General features: G+C 49.8%; 19 protein-coding genes. 11 read left to right on the top strand and 8 right to left on the bottom strand.

All coding sequences use genetic code 11. The annotated features are described in order from the left end of the window. Window positions 1-15: 15 nt before the first annotated feature. The 4 genes from MHH48_RS02255 to MHH48_RS02240 are packed head-to-tail and all read right to left on the bottom strand — an operon-like array spanning window position 16 to window position 2,623. Window positions 16-873 carry an ATP-binding cassette domain-containing protein gene (locus MHH48_RS02255; protein ID WP_076322471.1) on the bottom strand — a complete coding sequence of 286 codons (858 nt, stop codon included), beginning with the start codon at window positions 871-873 and terminating at the stop codon, window positions 16-18. Continuing rightward, on the bottom strand, window positions 822-1,697 hold the full coding sequence (locus MHH48_RS02250; RefSeq protein ID WP_076322472.1) for an energy-coupling factor transporter ATPase: 876 nt from the start codon (window positions 1,695-1,697) through the stop codon (window positions 822-824). The genes MHH48_RS02255 and MHH48_RS02250 overlap by 52 nt, the downstream gene beginning before the upstream one ends. Window positions 1,698-1,713: 16 nt before the next feature. Further along, entirely contained in the window at window positions 1,714-2,259 is a 546-nt protein-coding gene (locus MHH48_RS02245) for a Gx transporter family protein (RefSeq protein ID WP_076322473.1), read from the bottom strand. Then, entirely contained in the window at window positions 2,243-2,623 is a 381-nt protein-coding gene (locus MHH48_RS02240; protein WP_076322474.1) for a NusG domain II-containing protein, read from the bottom strand. Before MHH48_RS02240 ends, MHH48_RS02245 begins: the two co-directional genes overlap by 17 nt. Window positions 2,624-2,782: 159 nt before the next feature. Between MHH48_RS02240 and MHH48_RS02235 the strand changes: the two genes are divergently transcribed. Both MHH48_RS02235 and MHH48_RS02230 read left to right on the top strand, forming a co-directional pair. Next, window positions 2,783-3,847 (top strand): FAD:protein FMN transferase, encoded by a 1,065-nt coding sequence (locus MHH48_RS02235; protein ID WP_076322475.1) that lies wholly within the window; start codon window positions 2,783-2,785, stop codon window positions 3,845-3,847. 22 nt (window positions 3,848-3,869) lie between these two features. Beyond that, window positions 3,870-4,619 (top strand): Crp/Fnr family transcriptional regulator, encoded by a 750-nt coding sequence (locus tag MHH48_RS02230; protein WP_076322476.1) that lies wholly within the window; start codon window positions 3,870-3,872, stop codon window positions 4,617-4,619. 114 nt (window positions 4,620-4,733) lie between these two features. Here the strand turns inward: MHH48_RS02230 and MHH48_RS02225 are convergent, their stop codons facing one another. Continuing rightward, window positions 4,734-5,249, bottom strand: a complete 516-nt coding sequence (locus MHH48_RS02225) for a hypothetical protein (protein WP_076322477.1) — start codon at window positions 5,247-5,249, stop codon at window positions 4,734-4,736. A gap of 345 nt (window positions 5,250-5,594) precedes the next feature. On the opposite strand from MHH48_RS02225, the gene MHH48_RS02220 reads away from it, so the two are divergent. The 4 genes from MHH48_RS02220 (at window position 5,595) to MHH48_RS02205 (ending at window position 11,501) form a co-directional block, all read left to right on the top strand. Further along, complete coding sequence (locus MHH48_RS02220) at window positions 5,595-8,399, top strand: glycoside hydrolase family 3 protein (RefSeq protein WP_076322478.1); 2,805 nt, start codon at window positions 5,595-5,597, stop codon at window positions 8,397-8,399. Window positions 8,400-8,673: 274 nt separating this feature from the next. Continuing rightward, window positions 8,674-9,207, top strand: coding sequence for an RNA polymerase sigma factor (locus MHH48_RS02215; protein ID WP_076322479.1), 534 nt, complete (start codon window positions 8,674-8,676; stop codon window positions 9,205-9,207). Beyond that, window positions 9,194-10,840, top strand: a complete 1,647-nt coding sequence (locus tag MHH48_RS02210) for a DUF4179 domain-containing protein (RefSeq protein WP_076322480.1) — start codon at window positions 9,194-9,196, stop codon at window positions 10,838-10,840. The genes MHH48_RS02215 and MHH48_RS02210 overlap by 14 nt, the downstream gene beginning before the upstream one ends. A 214-nt stretch (window positions 10,841-11,054) precedes the next feature. After that, window positions 11,055-11,501: a carboxymuconolactone decarboxylase family protein gene (locus MHH48_RS02205; RefSeq protein ID WP_076322687.1), complete on the top strand. Its 447-nt coding sequence runs from the start codon at window positions 11,055-11,057 to the stop codon at window positions 11,499-11,501. Here the strand turns inward: MHH48_RS02205 and MHH48_RS02200 are convergent. After that, on the bottom strand, window positions 11,470-12,369 hold the full coding sequence (locus MHH48_RS02200) for a sigma-70 family RNA polymerase sigma factor (protein WP_076322481.1): 900 nt from the start codon (window positions 12,367-12,369) through the stop codon (window positions 11,470-11,472). The two genes, MHH48_RS02205 and MHH48_RS02200, sit on opposite strands and share 32 nt — an antisense overlap. 305 nt (window positions 12,370-12,674) lie before the next feature. Here MHH48_RS02200 and MHH48_RS02195 point away from each other — a divergent pair, with 305 nt between their 5' ends. The 3 genes from MHH48_RS02195 to MHH48_RS02185 are packed head-to-tail and all read left to right on the top strand — an operon-like array spanning window position 12,675 to window position 15,026. Next, window positions 12,675-13,550 (top strand): GGDEF domain-containing protein, encoded by an 876-nt coding sequence (locus MHH48_RS02195; protein WP_076322482.1) that lies wholly within the window; start codon window positions 12,675-12,677, stop codon window positions 13,548-13,550. 44 nt (window positions 13,551-13,594) lie between these two features. Continuing rightward, the gene (locus MHH48_RS02190) at window positions 13,595-13,738 is read left to right on the top strand and encodes a hypothetical protein (RefSeq protein ID WP_179090625.1); all 144 of its coding nucleotides are present in this window, start codon (window positions 13,595-13,597) and stop codon (window positions 13,736-13,738) included. Next, window positions 13,731-15,026: a glycosyltransferase gene (locus tag MHH48_RS02185; protein ID WP_076322483.1), complete on the top strand. Its 1,296-nt coding sequence runs from the start codon at window positions 13,731-13,733 to the stop codon at window positions 15,024-15,026. Before MHH48_RS02190 ends, MHH48_RS02185 begins: the two co-directional genes overlap by 8 nt. Before the next feature lie 117 nt (window positions 15,027-15,143). Here MHH48_RS02185 and MHH48_RS02180 read toward each other — a convergent pair whose 3' ends face one another. Continuing rightward, on the bottom strand, window positions 15,144-15,371 hold the full coding sequence (locus tag MHH48_RS02180) for a DUF896 domain-containing protein (protein ID WP_076322484.1): 228 nt from the start codon (window positions 15,369-15,371) through the stop codon (window positions 15,144-15,146). Between the two features lie 325 nt (window positions 15,372-15,696). Here MHH48_RS02180 and MHH48_RS02175 point away from each other — a divergent pair, with 325 nt between their 5' ends. Both MHH48_RS02175 and MHH48_RS02170 read left to right on the top strand, forming a co-directional pair. Further along, window positions 15,697-17,052, top strand: coding sequence for a sodium-dependent transporter (locus MHH48_RS02175; protein WP_076322485.1), 1,356 nt, complete (start codon window positions 15,697-15,699; stop codon window positions 17,050-17,052). A gap of 120 nt (window positions 17,053-17,172) precedes the next feature. Beyond that, window positions 17,173-18,420 (top strand): glycosyltransferase family 2 protein, encoded by a 1,248-nt coding sequence (locus MHH48_RS02170; RefSeq protein ID WP_076322486.1) that lies wholly within the window; start codon window positions 17,173-17,175, stop codon window positions 18,418-18,420. 526 nt (window positions 18,421-18,946) lie between these two features. Here the strand turns inward: MHH48_RS02170 and MHH48_RS02165 are convergent. Beyond that, window positions 18,947-20,107 carry a GntR family transcriptional regulator gene (locus MHH48_RS02165; protein ID WP_083659638.1) on the bottom strand — a complete coding sequence of 387 codons (1,161 nt, stop codon included), beginning with the start codon at window positions 20,105-20,107 and terminating at the stop codon, window positions 18,947-18,949. Window positions 20,108-20,267: the final 160 nt, after the last annotated feature.

Here is a 20,267-nt window from a genome sequence, read left to right as displayed (position 1 = left end):
CTGCTTCGCCCTGCCCTATATTTCAAGCTGGCTTGCGTACCAATCCGCCAGCGCCGCCGCATCCGGTGGCATCTCCGGAGGCTGTACTCCAAGCTGAGCTGCCAGCTTGCCCGCCATCCGCACGGACGACGGAGCCATCAGTCCCGCCTGCTCCAGCACCTCCTGCCGGTGTACCAACTCTTTGGCAGTTCCTTGAAATACGACGCTGCCATCTCTAATTACAACGAACTCGTCCGCGTAGGCCACGACTTCTTCCAGCCGGTGGGTGACGATGAGAACCGTCTTGCCTTGGGTCCTCGTTAATCCATGCAGCCGCCCCATCAAATCCTCACGGCTGGCAGGGTCGAGGGAGGCCGTAGGCTCATCCAAAGCCAAAATGTCGGGGTCAGCCGCCAATACGGCAGCCACGGCCGCTTTTCGCATCTGGCCCGAGCTTAACTTGAATGGACTCTGCGCCAGCAGCTCCTCGTCTAATCCGACGAAGGAAGCCGCTCTGAGGACCGCCTCGGCAGCTTCGGCTGGACTCCGCCCGAAGTTAAGCGGCCCGAACAGCAGATCTTTCTCCACCGTCTCTTCAAACAGCTGCTGCTCCGGGTATTGGAACACCAGGCCGACGCGCTGCCGCAGACCGGCAGGGACTTTCTTGCTGTCACCCGATTCAAGGCGGAAATCCAATATGCGAATCAAGCCCTCATCTGCCCGTATCAATCCGTTCATATGCTGGAGAAGCGTTGATTTTCCCGAACCCGGCGCACCGAGGACGGCAATCATTCCGCCTTCCTCCAGCTCCAGATTAAGACCGTCGAGTCCAAGAATAGGGCTCATCCCCCGGTCCCGGTAGCGGTAAGAAACCTCTTCGAATGATATGACCATAACGCCTCCAGCACCTCCTTCTCCCTAACCAGCTCACCGATATCAATCCCCCGCGCCTTCAGCTCCCTGCATAGCTGGAGGGCAAAAGGAACCTTTAGCCTGCAACGCTGGAGCAGCTCTTCCTGCAGCAGCAGCTCCCTTGGACTTCCGTCTGCCGTGACCATTCCGCCATCCAACACGATCATCCGGTCTGCTTCGGCCATCTCCTCTACGTCATGGGTGATGGAGATGATGGTATATCGGCCTTCGGCATGCATGGTTCGCATGAAACCCAGCAGCTCATTCTTAGCCTTCTCATCAAGCATGGAAGCTGCCTCGTCCAAGACAATGATAGAAGGCTCCATCGCCAGCACGGCAGCAATGGCAGCGCGCTGCTTCTGTCCACCGGACAAAGTAGCCGGATGGCGGTGGAGCAGATGGACGATATCCAGCCGCTCCGCATAGGTCCGAATCCGCTGCAGCATCTCTTCCCGGCTCAGACACAGATTTTCCAGGCCAAACGCAATATCATCCTCTACGGTGAGGCCAACAAACTGATCGTCAGGATTGGCAAACACCATGCCAATATGACGGCGAATTTCACCCAGCGTACGGCCGTTCAATTCCAGACCATCAATAAGAATCCGTCCCCGACTCATGAGGAGAAGTCCGTTTAACAGGCGAATCAGCGTGGACTTGCCTGCCCCGTTCCTTCCGGCGATGCATACCCATTGCCCATGGGGGATCGCCAGCGAGACGTCTTTGAGCACGTTCGTACAGCCCTGTCCGTAATATACATGCTTGAGTTGGACCGCGTGCTCTGACTTATCGGTTATGTCCACCATGCCTAACGCCTCCTCCTTAACTTTCCGTGTGAAACATGCCAAACGGATCGATACGTCGCAGGGATTCGATCAGATGTTTTGCAGCCCATCCCACAAAGATCCCCGTCACGACACCCGCCCCGAGCAAAAATGGCAAGTAATAATAAATTTTGGTTGTTCCCAATACCAGCGAAGCTACCGTTAATTGGCCAATATTATGAGCAATGCCACCTGCGATGCTCACGCCGGTTAAACTGAAATTATGGCCCCCGAGCCTAAGCATGACATACATCACCAAAAAACTCGCCAGCGCGCCGAACATACTGAACAGAAAGGTCGAAAAGCTTCCCAGTATAAAGGCAGTCAGCAATGTCTTTAAAACAATAAGCCACAGGGCATCCCTGCCCCCTAGGCAGACTAGACAGGTCAGCACCAAAATATTGCCAAGTCCCAGCTTGGCACCGGGTATCGTGACCGCAAATGGAATCAGGGCTTCCACAATGCCAAGCACCACCGATAAGGAAGCGCAGATGGCGATTACGACCAGCTTGCGGAGTGCATGGGGATCAGGAGACAACGGCATCCGGCTCACTTCCTTCAACTTGATCTCCAGTCACTTCTACAAACACCCGATTGGGCAAACATACTATGGTGCCATGAACATCGTGAACGTGACCGAACCCAATGCAGAGCTGATCCGGACAATCCGACTCCACCATCTCGATCCCCTCGCGGGAGACCCTCAAGAGGTTATAACCCCGTTCTGTCCGGATTTCTATATCTCGGGGCTCTTCCGTAAGCGCCACCGTATCATAATGCTTTCCATTCACCTCGATCATGGCATAGTTTCCCTGCGCCGCTCCGTCTTCTCCCATAAACTTGGATATTCCAAACCAGGCGACAACCACTATCAGCACGAGCGCTATTCCAATATCTCCGCGTTTCATCAGCATCTCTCCACTTCGCTTTGCTTATCTTCATTATCAGGGCTGCACCAAGTGCCAGAAATGATTTTTCTCACATTCAGCAAGGGAAGGGTCTGATACGCTGGGATCATCGGAACTCGATTGAGAACAGCACCAGAACTGAAAAGAGGAGGCACTGTCATGTATAGGAAGCTTCTTTCCTACAGCAGCCTGTTGATCATGCTCACCCTGTTGATGACGGGATCGATTGGCTGCACAACCACAGCAGATCAGAAGGTAGCCGCCAGCAACGAACCGGCAACCGAACGTTACTTTATATTCGATACCATTGTAAGTCTCCGCGTTTACGATGAACGGATGACGTCCCAGCATTTCGATGAGGTAGGCGCACTGCTGGATCGGATCGACCAACGCATGAACCGGCAGCTGGCGGACAGCGAGATTGATCGGGTCAATCAAGCGGCGGGCAAGTCCGAAGTGAGCGTATCCGAGGAAACCTTCAAGGTTGTCCAAACCGCCATCGATTATGCGGCGGCTTCCGGCGGACATTTCGAACCGACCGTAGGCCCGCTTGTAGACCTCTGGGGCATTGGCGGTGAACACCCCGCTGTGCCGGAAGAGGATGAGCTGGATGCTGCCATGAAGCGAATGAACTACAAGGATGTCATTTTGAATCCTGCATCCCATGCCATTCTGCTGAAGAAAGAAGGAATGTCGCTGGATCTGGGGGCCATCGCCAAAGGATATGCAGCGGACGTCATCGCGGATTATTTGCAGCAGCAGGATTTTCATTCGGCCATCATCGATCTTGGGGGCAATATCCTTGCCATGGGCTCGAAACCGAACGGTTCACCGTGGAATATCGGCATCCAGGATCCCGGAGAAAAGCGTGGGCAGCATCTGGGAACACTGAAGGTCGTCAATAAGACAATCGTAACCTCCGGCGTGTACGAGCGCTTCTTCGAAGCAGAAGGGAAGGTGTATCACCATATTCTGAGCCCCTTCACTGGTTATCCGGTCGATAATGACCTGCTCAGCGTAACGATTGTGACCGACACGTCCATGGACGCCGACGCCATGTCAACTTCCGTCTTCTCGCTTGGACTAACGGAAGGACGGCAGTTCGTCGAGAGCCGCGACGATGCCGAAGCCATTTTTGTCACCACCGATCATCAAATCTATCTCACCTCAGGTCTGACCCATGCATTTAAGCTGACCAATGACGATTATCAGCTTGCCGAATAAACTTATGGAAGGAGAAGATCGTATGAAACAGAATCGAGCTGCAAGGTCGGAAACATGGAATGGAGGGTTGTTTCCAGCGGGTACTTCCTCTGTCTATTCACAACCGCATCTCGCTCTGATCCGGGAGATGGCTGAGCCTGTCCGTTTGTTTGCCGGCGATTATCTATACCAGGAGAATGATCCTGCGGATCGGCTGTACTTTGTAAACCGTGGAAGCTTGAAGGTATCCAAGCTGCTGGAAGATGGATTGTCTGCTACCTTATCGCTTCACGTCCCCGGCGATCTGTTCGGTGAACCCGATCCGTTCGGACGAGCCGTTCATCAATTCGAAGCCAAAGCCTTGGAGGATAGTGAGGTCGGAATTGTGCCGCAGGCCGAACTGGATAAAGTCATCCGCACCAACGGGGACTTTGCCGTGGAATATATGGGCTGGATGGCACTCATGCAGCGCACCGCGCAGAGCAAATTACGCGACCTGCTGCTGCATGGTAAATCCGGGGCTCTTTGCTCACTGCTGCTGCGACTGTACAATATGTACGGAACGAGTGGGACAATCAAGGATGGACGATCTATCATTGGCAAGCGGATTACGAATTTGGAAATGGCGGAGATGATTGGCTCCACCCGTGAAAGCGTTAACCGGATATTGAACGAGCTTAAGGATCAAGGCGTGATTTCTACCGAACGGGGACGCATCGTTCTGAATGATCCCGACTATTTACGGAATATCTGCCACTGCGAGGACTGCCCCAAAGAGATTTGCAGAATGTAACGGACGAAAGAAAACAGAAACCTCTCAAGAAGAAACGGAGGCGCTTAAGCATCCCTTTCATCGGAGAGGTTTCATAAATCCTTCGTTCTATTCCGTGTTCATTTCTTTCAGCTTTTAAGTTACTGGCATTCTAACAGCTCTTTCAAACAGCCATCTGGAAAGCTGATCAAAGACCTCCTCTTCCCGATCAACCATTTTATATATTTTCTTCCCTCCCCTTAGAACATAACCTTTTTGATTGATATCCAAAAAATAATCATCTATTTCTCCGTCACGATCACGGTAAAAAATAATGAATGCAAACGTTGGCCCCCCATCATTTCTTATGTTTCTGCTAAAAAACGATCTCGACGATCTCGTATACGAAACGGAGTCTAAAATGCTCATCAATTGATTAAGCTCTTCATTTTGGTCTTCGAATTCGATGAGGTAAGGTATCACGTTAGTTCCTTTCAGGTATAGAAAAGAGATCTTTTCTATTTTAGTAGAATGGGCAATGACGCTTGTAGAAGGCAATCGAACAGAATAATAAATAATCGCCATAGTAGCTGCTAAGAGCACCACTAATACTGCAATTATGATTTTCTTTGCTCTTGGAATAAAATCACTCCTTTCTCTCGTCTCCTCCATTTATTTCATTCATTATTAATCTAACGCTTGATCTAATGACTGGGTTACAAAAGGACAGGACGATCCCCGGCAGCCCATTCCTCCCCCAGTTTCCTGGAGCCCTTACAAAACATCAAACACCACCAGTTTACAAGATGAGGCGCGGAGGCGATGAGATCGTCAAATCAGCTGTCCTGAAGGAATCGAAATTCCCACATGAAAACTGCACTAATTCTCGGTGTATTACGGCTCCGCTTTGCACGCTATGATGGAATTGGTCTAATTGGCTTAAGAGAAGCATGAACTTATCACATGTATAACTGAGAGCGTTTCCATTCCAACTGCATAGAAATGAGGTTTTGCTCCATGAAATATCCATTCCAGAATCCGGATCTTCCGCTGGAAGAACGGGTTAATGATCTTGTATCCCGATTTACCTTGGACGAAAAAATTGAATTAATGTGCCAATACCAGGCGGAAATCCCCCGCCTCGGCGTGCAAAAATATAAGCATGGCACCGAAGGTGCTCACGGCGTGGCATGGCTTGGCGAAGCGACGGTATTTCCGCAAAATACCGGGCTTGCGTGTACCTGGAATCCCGAGCTGATGCGGGAGATCGGATCGGTCATCGCGGACGAAGCCCGCGTCTATTACCAGCGCGACCGGGCCATCAACGGACTGACCATCTGGGCACCCACGGTGGATCTGGAACGCGACCCACGATGGGGACGCACGGAAGAAGCCTACGGGGAAGACCCGCACCTGACCGGGGAACTCTCCACCGGGCTTGTGAAGGGCATGCAGGGAGACCATCCCTTCTACTACAAAACAGTAGCTACCCTGAAGCACTTCTACGGCAATAACAACGAAGTTGACCGCGGCAGCGCCTCGGTAAGCATCGATCCGAGGAACAAACGCGAGTATTATCTGAAGGCTTTCGAGGCACCGTTCCGGGAAGGGAAAGCCGGTTCCATGATGACCGCGTATAACGGCATCAACGGCACGCCGTGCAACCTGAACCATGAAGTGAACGACATCGTCAAACAGGAATGGGGCATGGACGGATTCGTGGTAGGGGACGCGGGTGACGTTCTGGGCACTGTCATGGACCATCAATATGTATCCTCCTATGCAGAGGCCGTTGCCGGCTCCGTTAAAGCCGGTATCGACAGCATTACCGATGATCAGGACATCTCCTTCCGTGCTCTTCGCGACGCATTAGAGCAAGGATTGCTTGAGGAGCAGGATCTGGATCATGCCCTGCGCAATACTTTCCGCGTCCGCTTCCGTCTAGGGGAATTCGATCCGGAAGAACCGAATCCTTACAGCCATGTGCCGGAGTCGAAGCTCTGCGCGCCCGAGCATGCCGAATTATCTCTTCGAGCCGCCCGGGAATCGATCGTCCTCCTGAAAAACGATGGATTACTGCCCTTTAAGCGTGATCAGTTGAAGTCCGCTGCTGTCATCGGTCCCCTGGCTAACGAAGCATTTACGGATTGGTACAGCGGTACGCCTCCATACCGGATAACGCCGCTTCAGGGCGTGCAGGAGAAAATGGGGGAACGCAGCGTCCATTTTCATACGGGATTGGACCAGGTACGTCTTCTTTCTGCTGTTAGCGGCAAATATATCGCCTTATCTTCAGAAGAGAATGGCGGGCTGTTTGCAAGCACGGCTGAGCCCTCCGGAGCGGCGGTGTTCGAGCGGAACGACTGGGGGTGGGGCTCCGTGACGCTTCGGCTCGCCAGTAGCAGCAAATTCGTAACTGAAACCGAGACGGGACTGCAAGCAACGGCCGACGAGGCTCGCGGCTGGTTCGTTAAAGAGGCTTTCAGCTTCGAGGTGTTACCGGATGGAAGCTTTGTAATGAACAATTGGGAGGGCAAACCGATCCTACTGGATAAGCACGGACGGCTTGTGGTAGGCAGCAGCGAAGATGCGGGAACGCCAATGGCCATCGAGACGGTTCAGGACGGCATCGCTGAAGCCGTCGCGGCAGCAGCATCGGCTGAAACCGCCATAGTCTTCGTGGGAAACAGTCCGTTCATTAACGGCAAGGAAACGATCGACCGTCCCGACATCACCCTCCCGCCTACTCAGCAAGCCTTAATTCAGGCGGTCTATGAAGCCAATCCCAATACGGTGGTTGTCATCGTAGGCGGATATCCGTTCGCCGTGAACTGGGAACAGGAGCATGTGCCATCCATCCTCTTTACGTCTCATGCCGGACAGGAGCTGGGTCATGCGGTTGCCGACGTTCTGTACGGAGATTTCAATCCGGGCGGTCGCTTAAATATGACGTGGTATAAGTCAATCGAACAGCTTCCAGACCTCATGGATTACGACATTATCAAAGGGAAACGGACCTATCAATATTTCGACGGGGATGTGCTGTATCCGTTCGGTCATGGTCTCAGCTATTCCCGCTTCCATTACCGTGGTCTGTCGCTAAGCCAGTCGGAAATTACCGCCGATGGTAGCGTAACTGTCAACGTTACCGTCAGGAATGAGGGCACGTTGGCCGGAGATGAGGTGGTTCAGCTGTATGTGAATGCTGATTCCTCCCGCATCATTCGCCCTTCCAAAACGTTGAAAGGCTTCCGTCGCATCCATCTGGCCCCGGGAGCTTCGAAAACGGTAAGCTTTGAGCTCAAAGCGGAGGATCTGGCGTTCTGGGATGTCACCCGGGATCGCTACTGCGTTGAAAAGGGGACTTACACGCTCATGGCTGGACCGTCCTCCAGCCAATTGCCGGAAACCGCAGTCCTTCAAGTCGAAGGTGAGACGATCCCTCCACGCACTCTGCGAGAGCCTGTTCGAGCGGTGAATTATGACGACTACCAGGGTGTCTTCCTGGATGAATGCCGTGAAGGCGGCGAAAGCATTCGTTTAACCGACGAGACGGGATGGATCGCTTTCCATGAAACGGATCTCGGTGATTCCCCGGCAATGTTCGAGGCCAGGGTGAGCGGGCATATCAAGGGCGGCGAAATCGTCATTACGACCGGCAGCCCGGATGGTCCTGCAGCTGGAAGCTGCAAGATTCTGCCGACCGGCGGACGCCAAGCCTGGACTACGGTTCAAGCTCAACTGACAGGATTAACTGGACGAGCCGACGTCTTCCTTATCATTAAAGGCGAAGTGCAAATCAGCTGGTTCCGCATAGCTTAAACCGCCAGCGATCCAGTGATAACCCTCTGTAATATGCTTAATCGATGGTTCTAACGAGCCTGTCAGCGGCTTCTAAACTTACAGATATCCATAGAACATCTGTCCTTCTTTTTATATCGTGGGGCAGATGTTCTTTTTTGTTAGAATGAAATCAATTAACAGTTACGGAGACGGACTCAAACCTTCGCTGCATTACGGCAGCCAAAAAAAAGATGAACCCTTTCTAGGGGTCATTTGTTTATTAGACATAACGCGAAGAAAGGAGTGCCTTGGATTGACGGAACGCGAGTTGTTCGATTCTTATAACAAGGATGTATACCGCACCTGTTACTACATGCTGCGTAACGCGCAAGATGCGGAAGATCTCTGCCACGACGTTTTTGTCACCGTATTTCGTCAGGATTGGAGAAGTGTTGAGCATACACGCGCCTGGATTATGCGCATCGCGATGAACCATTGCTTGAACCTGCTTAGAAGGAATCAGACCCAGCGGGACAAGCAAAGCCAGGTCGAGTGGCTCCACGAGCAGACCACGGCATCGGTTAAATCCGTAGACACCATCATATTGGAAAAAGCAGCGGCGGCGGAATGGGAGAAATTGCTGCGGCAGCTTCCGGATAAGCTAATGGCCGTTGTCACGCTCCGCTATATCGGTGAGCTGTCGATGGCAGAAATCGCTGAAACGTTGAAGATTCCAGTCGGGACGGTTAAATCAAGGCTTCACAAAGCATTGAAAATCATGCGCAAAAAGCTTGAACACCATAACGGCTTTTGGCTGAAGGGAGAGAACCAATTTGGATCGTTTTGAGAACAATCTGAAAAACCAAATGAAAGAGGCGAATAACGTGTCTTATCCGGATTTTGATCGGATGTGGAGCAGCGTCCAGCAGAACGAATTGAAGGTGGCCGGGGGTGAATCGGTTCCACTTCGTCCGCGAAAACGAAAACGTATTGCAATCATCACGGGGCTATCCGTCGCCTTGATGGCTACACCAGTCTATGCAGCCCTGAACTATGATTGGTCCAATCTTCTATCTTACAGGGCCGGTATCCAGACCGCACTAGAGCAGGAGCTTGGCCAGACGATTGAGCAATCGGTTACAAAGGATGGCATCACCTTAACGGTGCACACGGCGTTTATCGATGAGAACCGGACATTCCTGCTCTATAGTTTGAATCCCGGCTCACGGGCTGGTGAGCAATCAGCCTTTGATCATATTGGGCTTAAAGATAAGGAGGGCCAATCCATCGAGGGCCGTTACTCCCATCAATGGAATGAGGAGCTAGGCGTATTCCAAGGTTATTTTGAGACCGATTGGGTCGCTGACGGCCAGATGGCGGATATTGAGTTTGCCATGGAGAATATCCATTTTACCGGCGATGGAAAACAGTCCATCAACTACGACCCTAGTAACTCCAATACACAGGTATTCCCTATCCAGAAAGATGGCATTGACAGCGTGAGCCTGCAGTCATTCGATCAATCCGATGGAAATGTCCTGCTTCGAACGGCCATTACGTATACGGATCCCGAGATGAGCAGTAGAGGCTGGGTGCGAGTAGAGGCCATCAATGACAAGAGTGAGATTATCAAGGAAACCGAGCCTTCCTTTAATGGAACCCCGGGTGCAGCTGGAGAATTTGTAAATCAGCAAATATTCGAGTCCGACCAGTTGCTTGCAGAAGGTACTGCTTTCCAGCTTGCTTATGATCGCACACTTGAGTCCGCAGAGGGTACTTGGAGCTTAAATATGGCCCTGTCCAAGAAACAAATGGATAATGGAACGTTTAAGGAAACGCTGAATATCCCTGTAGATCAGGTCCCTGGCGGAACGAAGATCCATGAAATGATCGTTACGCCAACCCAAGTCCGGTTGATCCTGACCCATGAAGAAAAATACACGCAGGTTCCTTACATGGAATACCAACTGGATATAGGCGGAACGCTATTGAACGGAAATATATGGTCTGTTCAGGGACAACACAATAAAACGGAGCTGCGATTTGAAATGACCGGACTGAATGCGGCCTCCCTGGCGAACCAGCCTGTGTCCCTGATCGCCAAGCACCGCGTCGATGCATATGATGGAGACAAGAGTCCGATCCGCTTGACCGATATTTCGGCTAAGCATCAGACCATAACGACCAGCATTGCGGGTTATCAGATCACATGGATCTATTACATGAAGGAGAATAACCTCTATGTGGAATCCTCCAGCGCAGATCCGGCGTTCGGAGGCGTTAACCAAACCTATTATCTTGACGGCAACGACCGGAACTATGGAATGCCAGCCATGACTAGCCTGTTCGGCGATGACAACAATAAACATATGGACGTGTATGAGAATTTCGACAAGACCGAGCTTGAGGTGTATATTTCGAAGTATGCCACTCATAAGCGAGACGATGTCCTGCGCGTCCAGCTTAAGGCCGGAAAATAACATATACAACGTTATAAACGACAAAGAAACCCTCTGGATGAACATGAACGCTGCCCGGAACGGCGCTTCTGCCAAGAAGCGCCCATCTTTTTCGGTCTTTCGTTCTCCACCTTTGAAGGGTTTCTTTCTTTTTCCGTTGGACATGTCACAATTCTGCACGGCCAACTGTCATATGGGTGAACATCAAAAATCATACCAAAAAGGGGAACTGAATATGGAACTGCGAATGAATTACCGATCGGCCAATCCCGAAGCCTTCAAAACCCTGCTTGCCCTGGAGCAAGCGGCCCAACAAAGCGGACTCGATCACAAACTGTACGAGATCATTAAGCTCCGGGCATCCCAGATCAACGGCTGCTCCTACTGCGTGGATATGCATTCCAAGGATCTGCTATCCATGGGCGAAAGCGTGGATCGCCTCCTCCTTCTGCCGATGTGGCGGGAAGTCCCGATATATTCCGACGAGGAACGGGCCGTCATCGAATTGACGGAGTGCGTGACTAAGCTATCCGAGGCCGGTGTTCCTACAGAGGTATACGAACGCGTGCGCAAGCATTTTGACGAGAAGCAATTCGTCGATCTGATCATGGCTATCACAACGATCAATGCCTGGAACCGGATCGGTGTCGCTACAGGTCTGTTCCCGGGCTGTTTTGATTAAACAGCTGTAATTTATCCGGATTCACCACAAGAAAAATCCGACTGATGCGGGATAAGTCGGGTTCCCATTCTACCGTCAGCACCATGGAGACCCTGCCGTCCCGCTTCAGCAATAAACCGGGCTCCCCGTTTACGGTGACGGGTTCAAATCCTTCTCGAAACGAGCCTTTGGCAGATAACCCCTCGAAGAAAGCACGTACCCGTTCCACGCCCAGTATCGGATTGATGGCTGCCTTTGCTTTGCCGCCGCCATCCGATAGCAGCGTAACCTCCTCCTTCAGGAAAGACAACAGTGGCTTAAAATTGCCCATATCGGACGCCCGCAGGAATGCTTCAACGAAGCGTTCCTGCGTTTCCGTCCGGACATTTACTCCCTTTGGCCTCTCCGTGGCCTGCCCCATTTTCTGCTTGGCACGGCTGAAGGTCTTGCGGCAGCTGATCTCCGTCTTTCCAAGCATCTCCGCTATGATCGGATATTCAAGCCCCAGCGTATCCTTGGCGATATAAATGGCACGTTCCAGCGGCGTTAACCGTTGAAGCAGCACCAGGTAGGCATAACCAATCGTTTCGCGGCGTTCCGCAGGATCGGACCGCGTCAGCATGTCATAGTCCGGCATCGGCTCCGGCAGCCAGGGACCGGTATACGTTTCGCGCTGGCGTCTGGACGATTTCAACAGATTGATGCAGCGGTTCGTTGTCATTTTGGCCAAATATGCCTTCTCGTTCAGTACTTCTCCCCGATCCATCTGCACGAATTGGGAGAAAACATCCTGCACAATGTCCTCTGCATCCGCCACACTCCCCAGCATCCGATAGGCCAGGCTGAACATCATCGGCTTGTATTCGGTATAGATTTGATCCAATAACATCAGGCACACCTTCTTATTCTGTATATTCTCTAGCATGAAAGCTACACCACTTATAAGACAAACGGGATATACCACCTGTGACATCATGAAGACGTTATTCTCTACTCTACCCCATATGCCAAGATTTCCGTAAGGGTCAGTTGAAAGAAGAATCCCAGGGTCAGTGGACATTAAATTCGTTATCCAATGTGTAGATTATGTCAACGTTCGATATATCTATCGACATTTGGGTAATTTTTAAATAACATATGGAATGGCCTAACTACTGCGATAAAAGGTTTAAGAGATTAGAAAGTAGGTAAAACATGAAAAAGTCCACCCCTTTACGTCGCGTCGAACTCGGTTATTTTCTGCTGATTGCTCTCGCCATGGTCCAGCAGTTGTTCATATTCTGGAACATCTATGTAAACCAAAGTTTTACTTTCACGGAATTCCTGTTCAGCGTCGGTACACTGGGCGCCTTATTGATCGGCTTCTTTCTTCCGGTAGGCGTTTCGACGGTTACGGTGTTTGTGTATTTGGTCACTTATTTCGTATGGTTGTCCACTCTGGCCCCGGTCAATGCACTCACACTCTCCTGGATTCTGCTGCTGCCCGCCAATACCACGATTGCTGTCTTCATCAAGCTGGCTCTGGTACGAAGCCGAAGGTTCATAAGGCGTCTCGAGCAATTGAGGAAAACCAACCCGGATATCGACATCGACACCTCTCTTGGCAGCAAGGATGCTTTCGAAGATACGCTGGTGAAACAAGCCAATCTGGCCAATCGATATTCGGATCAGTACAGCTTCTGCATCATGATGTTTAAGCTCGATTTCCTCCCCCTGACCAGGGAAAACGTCGGAGCCCACCGCTTTGCCAAGCTGATTATGGAACTGTCAAGCACGATTCAGCAGCAGATTCGTTATGAGGACTATAAATTCTCCATTGGAGAAGGACGCTTTATCATTCTGTGCCCGCTCACCAAGCCGGAATATCTCAAAAGCCTTATGGAGCGCATCAAAGTCGCCATGATGAACGTCCCCTTCCGTGACAAGAAAGGCATGTCCCTCAAGCTTGTGGTCCGCGCCGGCGGCCTCGTATTTCAGAAGGAGCAATTTAGCCGATACGAAAATATCGATGACGTCATCTCTGCATTAGAACGGAATACCGAAACCGACCTCATCGGGGAATATATTTAATGAAGTTAAGTTACCATCATCAATCAAAAGGAGGCTTGCAGCCGATGTCGTATACCAGCTGGTTTATCCCTCTGTGCATCGGGGTCAGCATCGTGTTCTCCATCGCCATCGTTATTCTGACGATTGCCACCTTAAGCTTCCGTTCGAAAGTCAAACGAAAATATGATCGGGGGAGGTTCAGTGACTGACTTTTTCCTGGTCATCTCCATTATCAGTATATGGATTGCCGTGCTGGAATCGATCATTATCATGGCGGGGGCCATCGTGTTCATTCATAAACAAAACCGGAAGAAGCTGGTGAATCCGAGCAATCTGGAGGATTTCCCCACCGTGACGGTCATGGTGCCCGCGCATAACGAGGAACTGGTCATCCAGGCAACGGTCGAGCACATTCTGCAGATGAATTACCCTCACCACAAAATGCAACTGATTGTCATCGCCGACAATTGCAAGGATCATACGGCCGAGCGGTTAAAAGCGCTCAAAGCGAATGAGCGTTACCGGGACCGCGACTTTCTTATTCTGGAGAGAACCGGAACCGGCGGCAAATCAGGTGCCCTAAACGACGCGCTCAAGCAGGCAACGGGAGAATGGATCTGTGTCTACGACGCGGATGCCGCACCCGAGAAAAATGCCCTGTTGTTCCTGACGCAGAAGGCGATGGAGCAGCCCGAACGCTACGGGGCCGTCTTCGGACGCAACAAGGCCCGAAACCGCGGACAGAATTTCCTGTCCCGCTGCATCAATCTGGAGCTGGTGACCATTCAGCGCGTGCATCATACCGGGTTATGGCAGCTGTTTAAACTGGGGACCATTCCGGGCACGAACTTTATCGTGAAAACCGCGCTCATTCAGGACATCGGCGGATGGGATGAGCATGCCATCACCGAAGATACCGCAATTTCATTCGAGATCCTGACGAAAGGGCAGTTGATTGCGCTGGCTCCCCAAGCCGAAGCTTATCAGCAGGAGCCCGAGGATCTGAAGGTGTACATGAAGCAGCGCGAACGCTGGGCCAAAGGCAACTACAGCGTTGTCACGGACAATATTCATCATCTGTTTGACCGGACCAGCTGGCGGATTAAGCTGCATGTGCTGTATTACGCGGCCAGTTACTTCTGGTTTATGATTGCCATCATCATCTCGGATATCATTTTTGTCGCCAACATCGTGTATCAGATCATCGCGCTGTTTAATCCTGCCGTCGTCTCACCTTTCCGGTTTGAGGGCGATGTATATATGTATCTCATCATTGCTTGGGCCTTAATGTATTACATTTACGTCCTGCAGATTAACCTGGCGCTCGCAACGGACATTGGCCAGAGCAACACGCGCAACTTCATTCTCTCCTGCGTGTCCTACTTCACCTACTCTCAGCTGTTCCTCGTCATATCTATTAAGGCCTTCTACTCCTTGATCGTGGATAAAATCACGGGCAGGGAATCCAAGTGGTACAAGACGGAGCGGTTTGGATAAAGGCCCCCTCACGCAACTGTGTTTAATACAAAGAAGGGATCACCATGACATGACGATCCCTTCTTTGTATTATTATGCTCACCATACTGTGTAAAGTCGTTACACAGTCACGGCAATTTAATATTCTCTCAGCTTCTTCTGCTCATGACGAAGTTTTTCAGGTGTCACGTCATTTCCGTCGGGATCCACGATGCTTAATCCCGAAAAGGTGCTTAGCACCTGTCCGCGAATTTCACGCAGATAGTCCGTGCGCAAAACTTGCTGTTCGGCTTTTTCCGCGGCAGTAAGTACCCCCTCCCGCTGTTTTTTAGCCAATTCATTAATCCGGGTTAAGCTTTTGATCATGATATCCCTCTTTTCCATTTGATTTTCATTTATCTTAATATAAAGATATAACAATATAAGATGTTTGTCAACCCCGCCAACTTTCGCTTCCGGAAGGGTTTAATTTGTGATTTTTTCCCTACCCAAAGCCTCTTCATTTCCTTAAACTTGGTGTTTAAGGTTTATTTATTTACAAATCGTGGTTATTGTTAGTATTGAAACCTTTGTGTTCGCAGCATAATAAAAAAAGCAGGTCCTCATCCCTTAGGAAAAATTACTTATGCCTTTCTGCCAGAACTTGAAATATAATAGAGGAACTTAACTTTAATCAACTGGGGGAACATCTATGAAATCTCAGCTCAACAACCCAGCTTCAACGGGGAAAAATGATCGTTTTTCCTCTGCTGGATTTATTCTGGCCGCGATCGGGAGCTCTGTCGGCCTCGGAAACATGTGGAAGTTTCCTTACATTACGGGAGAACACGGCGGCGCAGCTTTCTTCCTGCTCTTTATTATCTGTCTCATCGTGATCGGTCTGCCCGTCCTGTTGGCCGAGCTTGCCATCGGACGAGCTGGCCGCGGGAGTGCTGCAACTTCCTTCGTTAAAGCGGGCGGACCGAAAGTCTTCGGTCATCTTGGATTGCTCCAGGTCATTGCACCGTTTCTCATTCTGACCTTCTATGTTATTGTGGCAGGCTGGACGCTACATTATGCGGTCATGTCGTTTAGCGGCAATCTGTACAACAATACCGATTTCGGTGGTCAATTTACTACGTTTACGGAAGGCTACATGCCGATTATATGGCAATTCGCCGCTATTATTATTACCGGATGGGTTGTAGCTAAAGGAATTTCCGGAGGGATCGAGAAATTCAACAAGGTTCTGATTCCGGGCCTAATCATTCTGTTGATCGTACTAATGATCCGTGCGGTAACCTTGCCAGGAGCTGGCGCGGGCGTTTCCTTCTTCTTGAATCCTGACTTCTCGAAGCTGAGCCCGGAAGCAGCGCTGGTCGCGCTGGGTCATGCCTTCTTCTCCCTCTCGCTGGGGATGGGGATTCTGTTGACCTACGGCGCTTATGTGGATAAGCGACAATCGCTAGGTCCAGCAACCCTTGCCATCGGCGCGGGTGACCTGATTTATGCGTTTATTGCCGGGCTCATTATATTCCCGACAACCGCTTCTTTCGGGATTGAACCGAATGCCGGACCTTCTCTTGTCTTCATTGCCTTGCCAGCTGCCTTCTCGGCCATGCCGCTGGGTTCTTTTTTCGGGGGATTGTTCTTTATTCTTCTAGCCATCGCCGCATTAACATCTTCCGTCTCATTGCTGGAGGTCCCAACCTCGTATGTCATGGACCGCTGGCATTGGGGACGGACTAAAGCCGTAATCGCCATTAGCGTACTGGTTATGCTGATCGGTCTACCCTCCGCGTTGTCATTCGGCATCGTACCTGGGCTTTCCGATATCGGTGGCAAAAACTTCTTCGATTGGCTGGATTTCATCACATCCAATATTCTGCTTCCGGTCGGGGGTCTGATCACCACTCTCTTTGCAGGATACTTCTGGAAGAAGGCGGCAGATGCCGCTGGCCTGAAAGCCGGCTGGTTCCGGGTATGGCTATTCATGCTCCGTTATATCGCGCCAGTACTCGTATTTTTGGTGCTGCTTCATACCACGGGTGTGATCAAGTTCGATTAATTGTAGCCGAGGCAATCTCATCGTCACACAGGGCGAATGGGGTTGCCTTTTTTATCCGGATTTAATTGCGCTCCCGCATCACCATCTAGAAAAATTTCAGTAAAAAGGGTTGAGCAAGTAATGAGTTTTGAGTATGTATTTGGTGTTGGATTAACCTTCATTCAATGCCTCCTACTGTTTTTCTGGGCATATTGGATGCTCATCAGTCTCTTTGGCTTTGGAAAACCAAAGAGACTCAAGGAATATAAACCTTTGAAAAGATTTCTTCTCATGATTCCTGCGCACAACGAAGAAGCGGTTATCGGACACCTTGTCGAGAACCTTCATAAAATGGACTACCCGAGGGAGCTCTATGAAGTGTGCGTTATTGCTGATGGATGTAAAGATAAAACTAGTGAAATCGCTAGAAAACTTGGTGCTATCGTTATTGAACATACCTACCTGCCAGGAGAACAAAAGGGAAAGCCTTATGGAATTAAATACGCCATTGAGCAGTATGGAGATAGGTTAATCGATGATTTTGACGGTATCGCCTTCTTCGATGCCGACAACCTGGTCTCATTGAACTATTTAAGGGAAATGAATAACCACTTGTTGAACGGGGATCAATTAATACAATGTTACCTGGATTCTAAGAACCCCAATGACAACTGGGTGACAATAGGTTACTCCGTAAGCTACATTTTCATGAACCGCTCTTGGCAGCTTGCTAAGTCCAGATTAGGCTTAGGTAACGCGATCGGTGGAACTGGTTTCTGCGTAGACACGACTCTGTTCAAAACCATCGGTTGGACCGCTCGTTCCTTAACAGAAGACCTTGAGTTTACGATGCAGTGTTTGCTTGAAGGGGTACCAGCTAAATGGTGTCATTTTGCGCGCGTGTACGATGAGAAGCCGGAAAGTTTCAAGTCTTCCTGCATTCAACGTCTCCGATGGGCAAGAGGGCATTGGGATGTTTGCTTTAAATACGCTCACAGATTAATTTGGAGATTCATTAGCAAGCTAGACTTCAAAGCTTTTGATGGTTTTATGTACCTTATTAATCCTGGCAAGATTGTTTTAAGTGCTGCAACAGGTCTCCTTATTTTCATGTCCATTGCTACCGACTTATTAGAGGCTCATCATTTGATTCCTTGGCAAGTTTGGATGATATGTTTGTTATTCCAATTCATTTACGTAGGGTACGCACAGTTTCTTGATTCGAAAAATAAAGTAAGCATCTTCCGGAACTATGTGTACCTGTACTTCTTCAATCTAACTTACGTACCACTGTTCCTTTGGTCACTCATTACAATGAAGAACGTAAATTGGAATCCTACAAAGCATACACGAGCTATACATTTGAGCGATATTGAAGTAGAAGATTAGAGTGGAATTATTTAGATGTGACTACGATTTATTTCGGTTATTTCGCTAACAGCTGCTATTTCCCGAGAAATAATGACATATGATTTAGACGAAAGCTTGAGATTTATATGGATAGTTCTGCAAAACAAAATTGTTTACGCGCAATTAAGTGGATAGTATAACCTACAGTCGTTTAATTCCTTCCAACCCTCTAGTTAATATGTCAATATATAAAATAATTATAAATGTTATATCGGATTCCTGCAGTCTCCACATCATGTCTAATCCATTCATTCAGAAGTTCAAACAAACCATGCACTCACCTATTCATGAGCGCATGGTTTGTATTTGTTCTTCTATAGTGGAATAAGCATAAGAATACTTTTATTACTATATCCGGTTCGATTCCGTGTTCGGCTACGCACCGTCTTCGAAACCAAAATTCAATTCCGCGATATAGCGGTATCAGGTGAATTACGTTATATCGTGCTATACATGCATATGTGGCTGCGCGTCACCGCACAGAAGTTTAGACAAAGTTTGCTGGTTATTTCTTTACAGGCCCGGTAGATGCTCCAGCCACCAATTCCGCCGGCAATTGCTTCTCAACTGCTACATCATCGTGATTCATGATGCCCAATACCGTCTCGATCGCCAGCCTGCCCATCTCTTCCTCGTTCTGCCGCATATGGGTAAACAAATAACCCTCGCCGATATTTAGCTGCGGACTGTCGAAGCATATGATGGATACGTCCTCCGGCACCCGCAGACCGAGGCGCTCTGCCGCAACCTTGGCTAGCAAAGCAATGTTATATTCGATCGCAAAAAAGGCAGTAATCGACGGGTGATCCTGCAAATGCTGCACGATCCGCTGGATTTCGCGTTCAATATTGCTCTCGTGGAAGGCATTGGGCAAAGTGGCCGTCACGTCGCTAATCCAGATTTCCTTATCAAACGCGATGCCCCGGGCGGCATGAGCCTGCACGAACCCTTCAATCCGTTCTTCAACCGCTGTCGTATCTCTCGGTGGAGGAGACAGCAGAGAAATATGACGGTGACCCAAATCGAATAAATGCTCCACCGCCTGCACGGCTGCCCCAAGATTATCTGTACTGATGGAAGCCGCTGCGACTCCCTTCAGCTTGCGATCAATCAGAACAAGCGGGAAACGGGCAATAACCATCTTCAATATTTCGGCATTGAAATATTCCCCCTGGGCGGGAAATACGATGAGTCCGTTCACGCCGAGATTACGCAGCTTCTGAATGGATAATTCCTCATTATCCTGGTCTCCAAATGTTCTGCGCAGTACCAGAAAACAGTCATTGTCCCTGGAATACTGCTCCATGCTGTAGATAAGACGCGTTCCATAGCTTGAAGAAAAGTCTGTAATGACGAGGCCGATCATCTTCTCCCGGCTGGCCGCTGCAGCATCTGTGCTCTCTGAGGAGAGAGGTTCCCTGTGTACCACAGGCTCATCCGGATCAGCTACGAACGATCCCTTGCCCGGCTTGCGTACAATCACGCCTTCGGCCGCCAGCAGATCCAATGCTTTTTTGCTTGTGATTCGACTAACTCCGTATTCATCCGCGAGTTCCTTCTCCGAAGGGACTTTATCGCCTATCCGAAAAATATGGGTTGAGATCTTTCGCTTCATCTCATTAAAAATTTGTTCATACATCGGCTTCGTGGAAGCTGCATCTTTCAAATTGATATCCCTCCAACGGTACTCCAAAACCTACTAATTTATATAACAATATAACATGATATGTTTAAATTGTCCATGTTGAACGAATACCGCTTACAAATTAAATACAATCGGAACAGTCCCAACCATGACAAAACAGCGCCGCAGGATAGTCTTTCGC

The organism is Paenibacillus sp. FSL F4-0100 (assembly GCF_037993005.1).
Lineage (GTDB): Bacteria > Bacillota > Bacilli > Paenibacillales > Paenibacillaceae > Paenibacillus_AQ.
The sequence above is the reverse complement of the archived record's forward strand: the minus strand, read 5'-3'. Positions and strand labels throughout refer to the sequence as shown.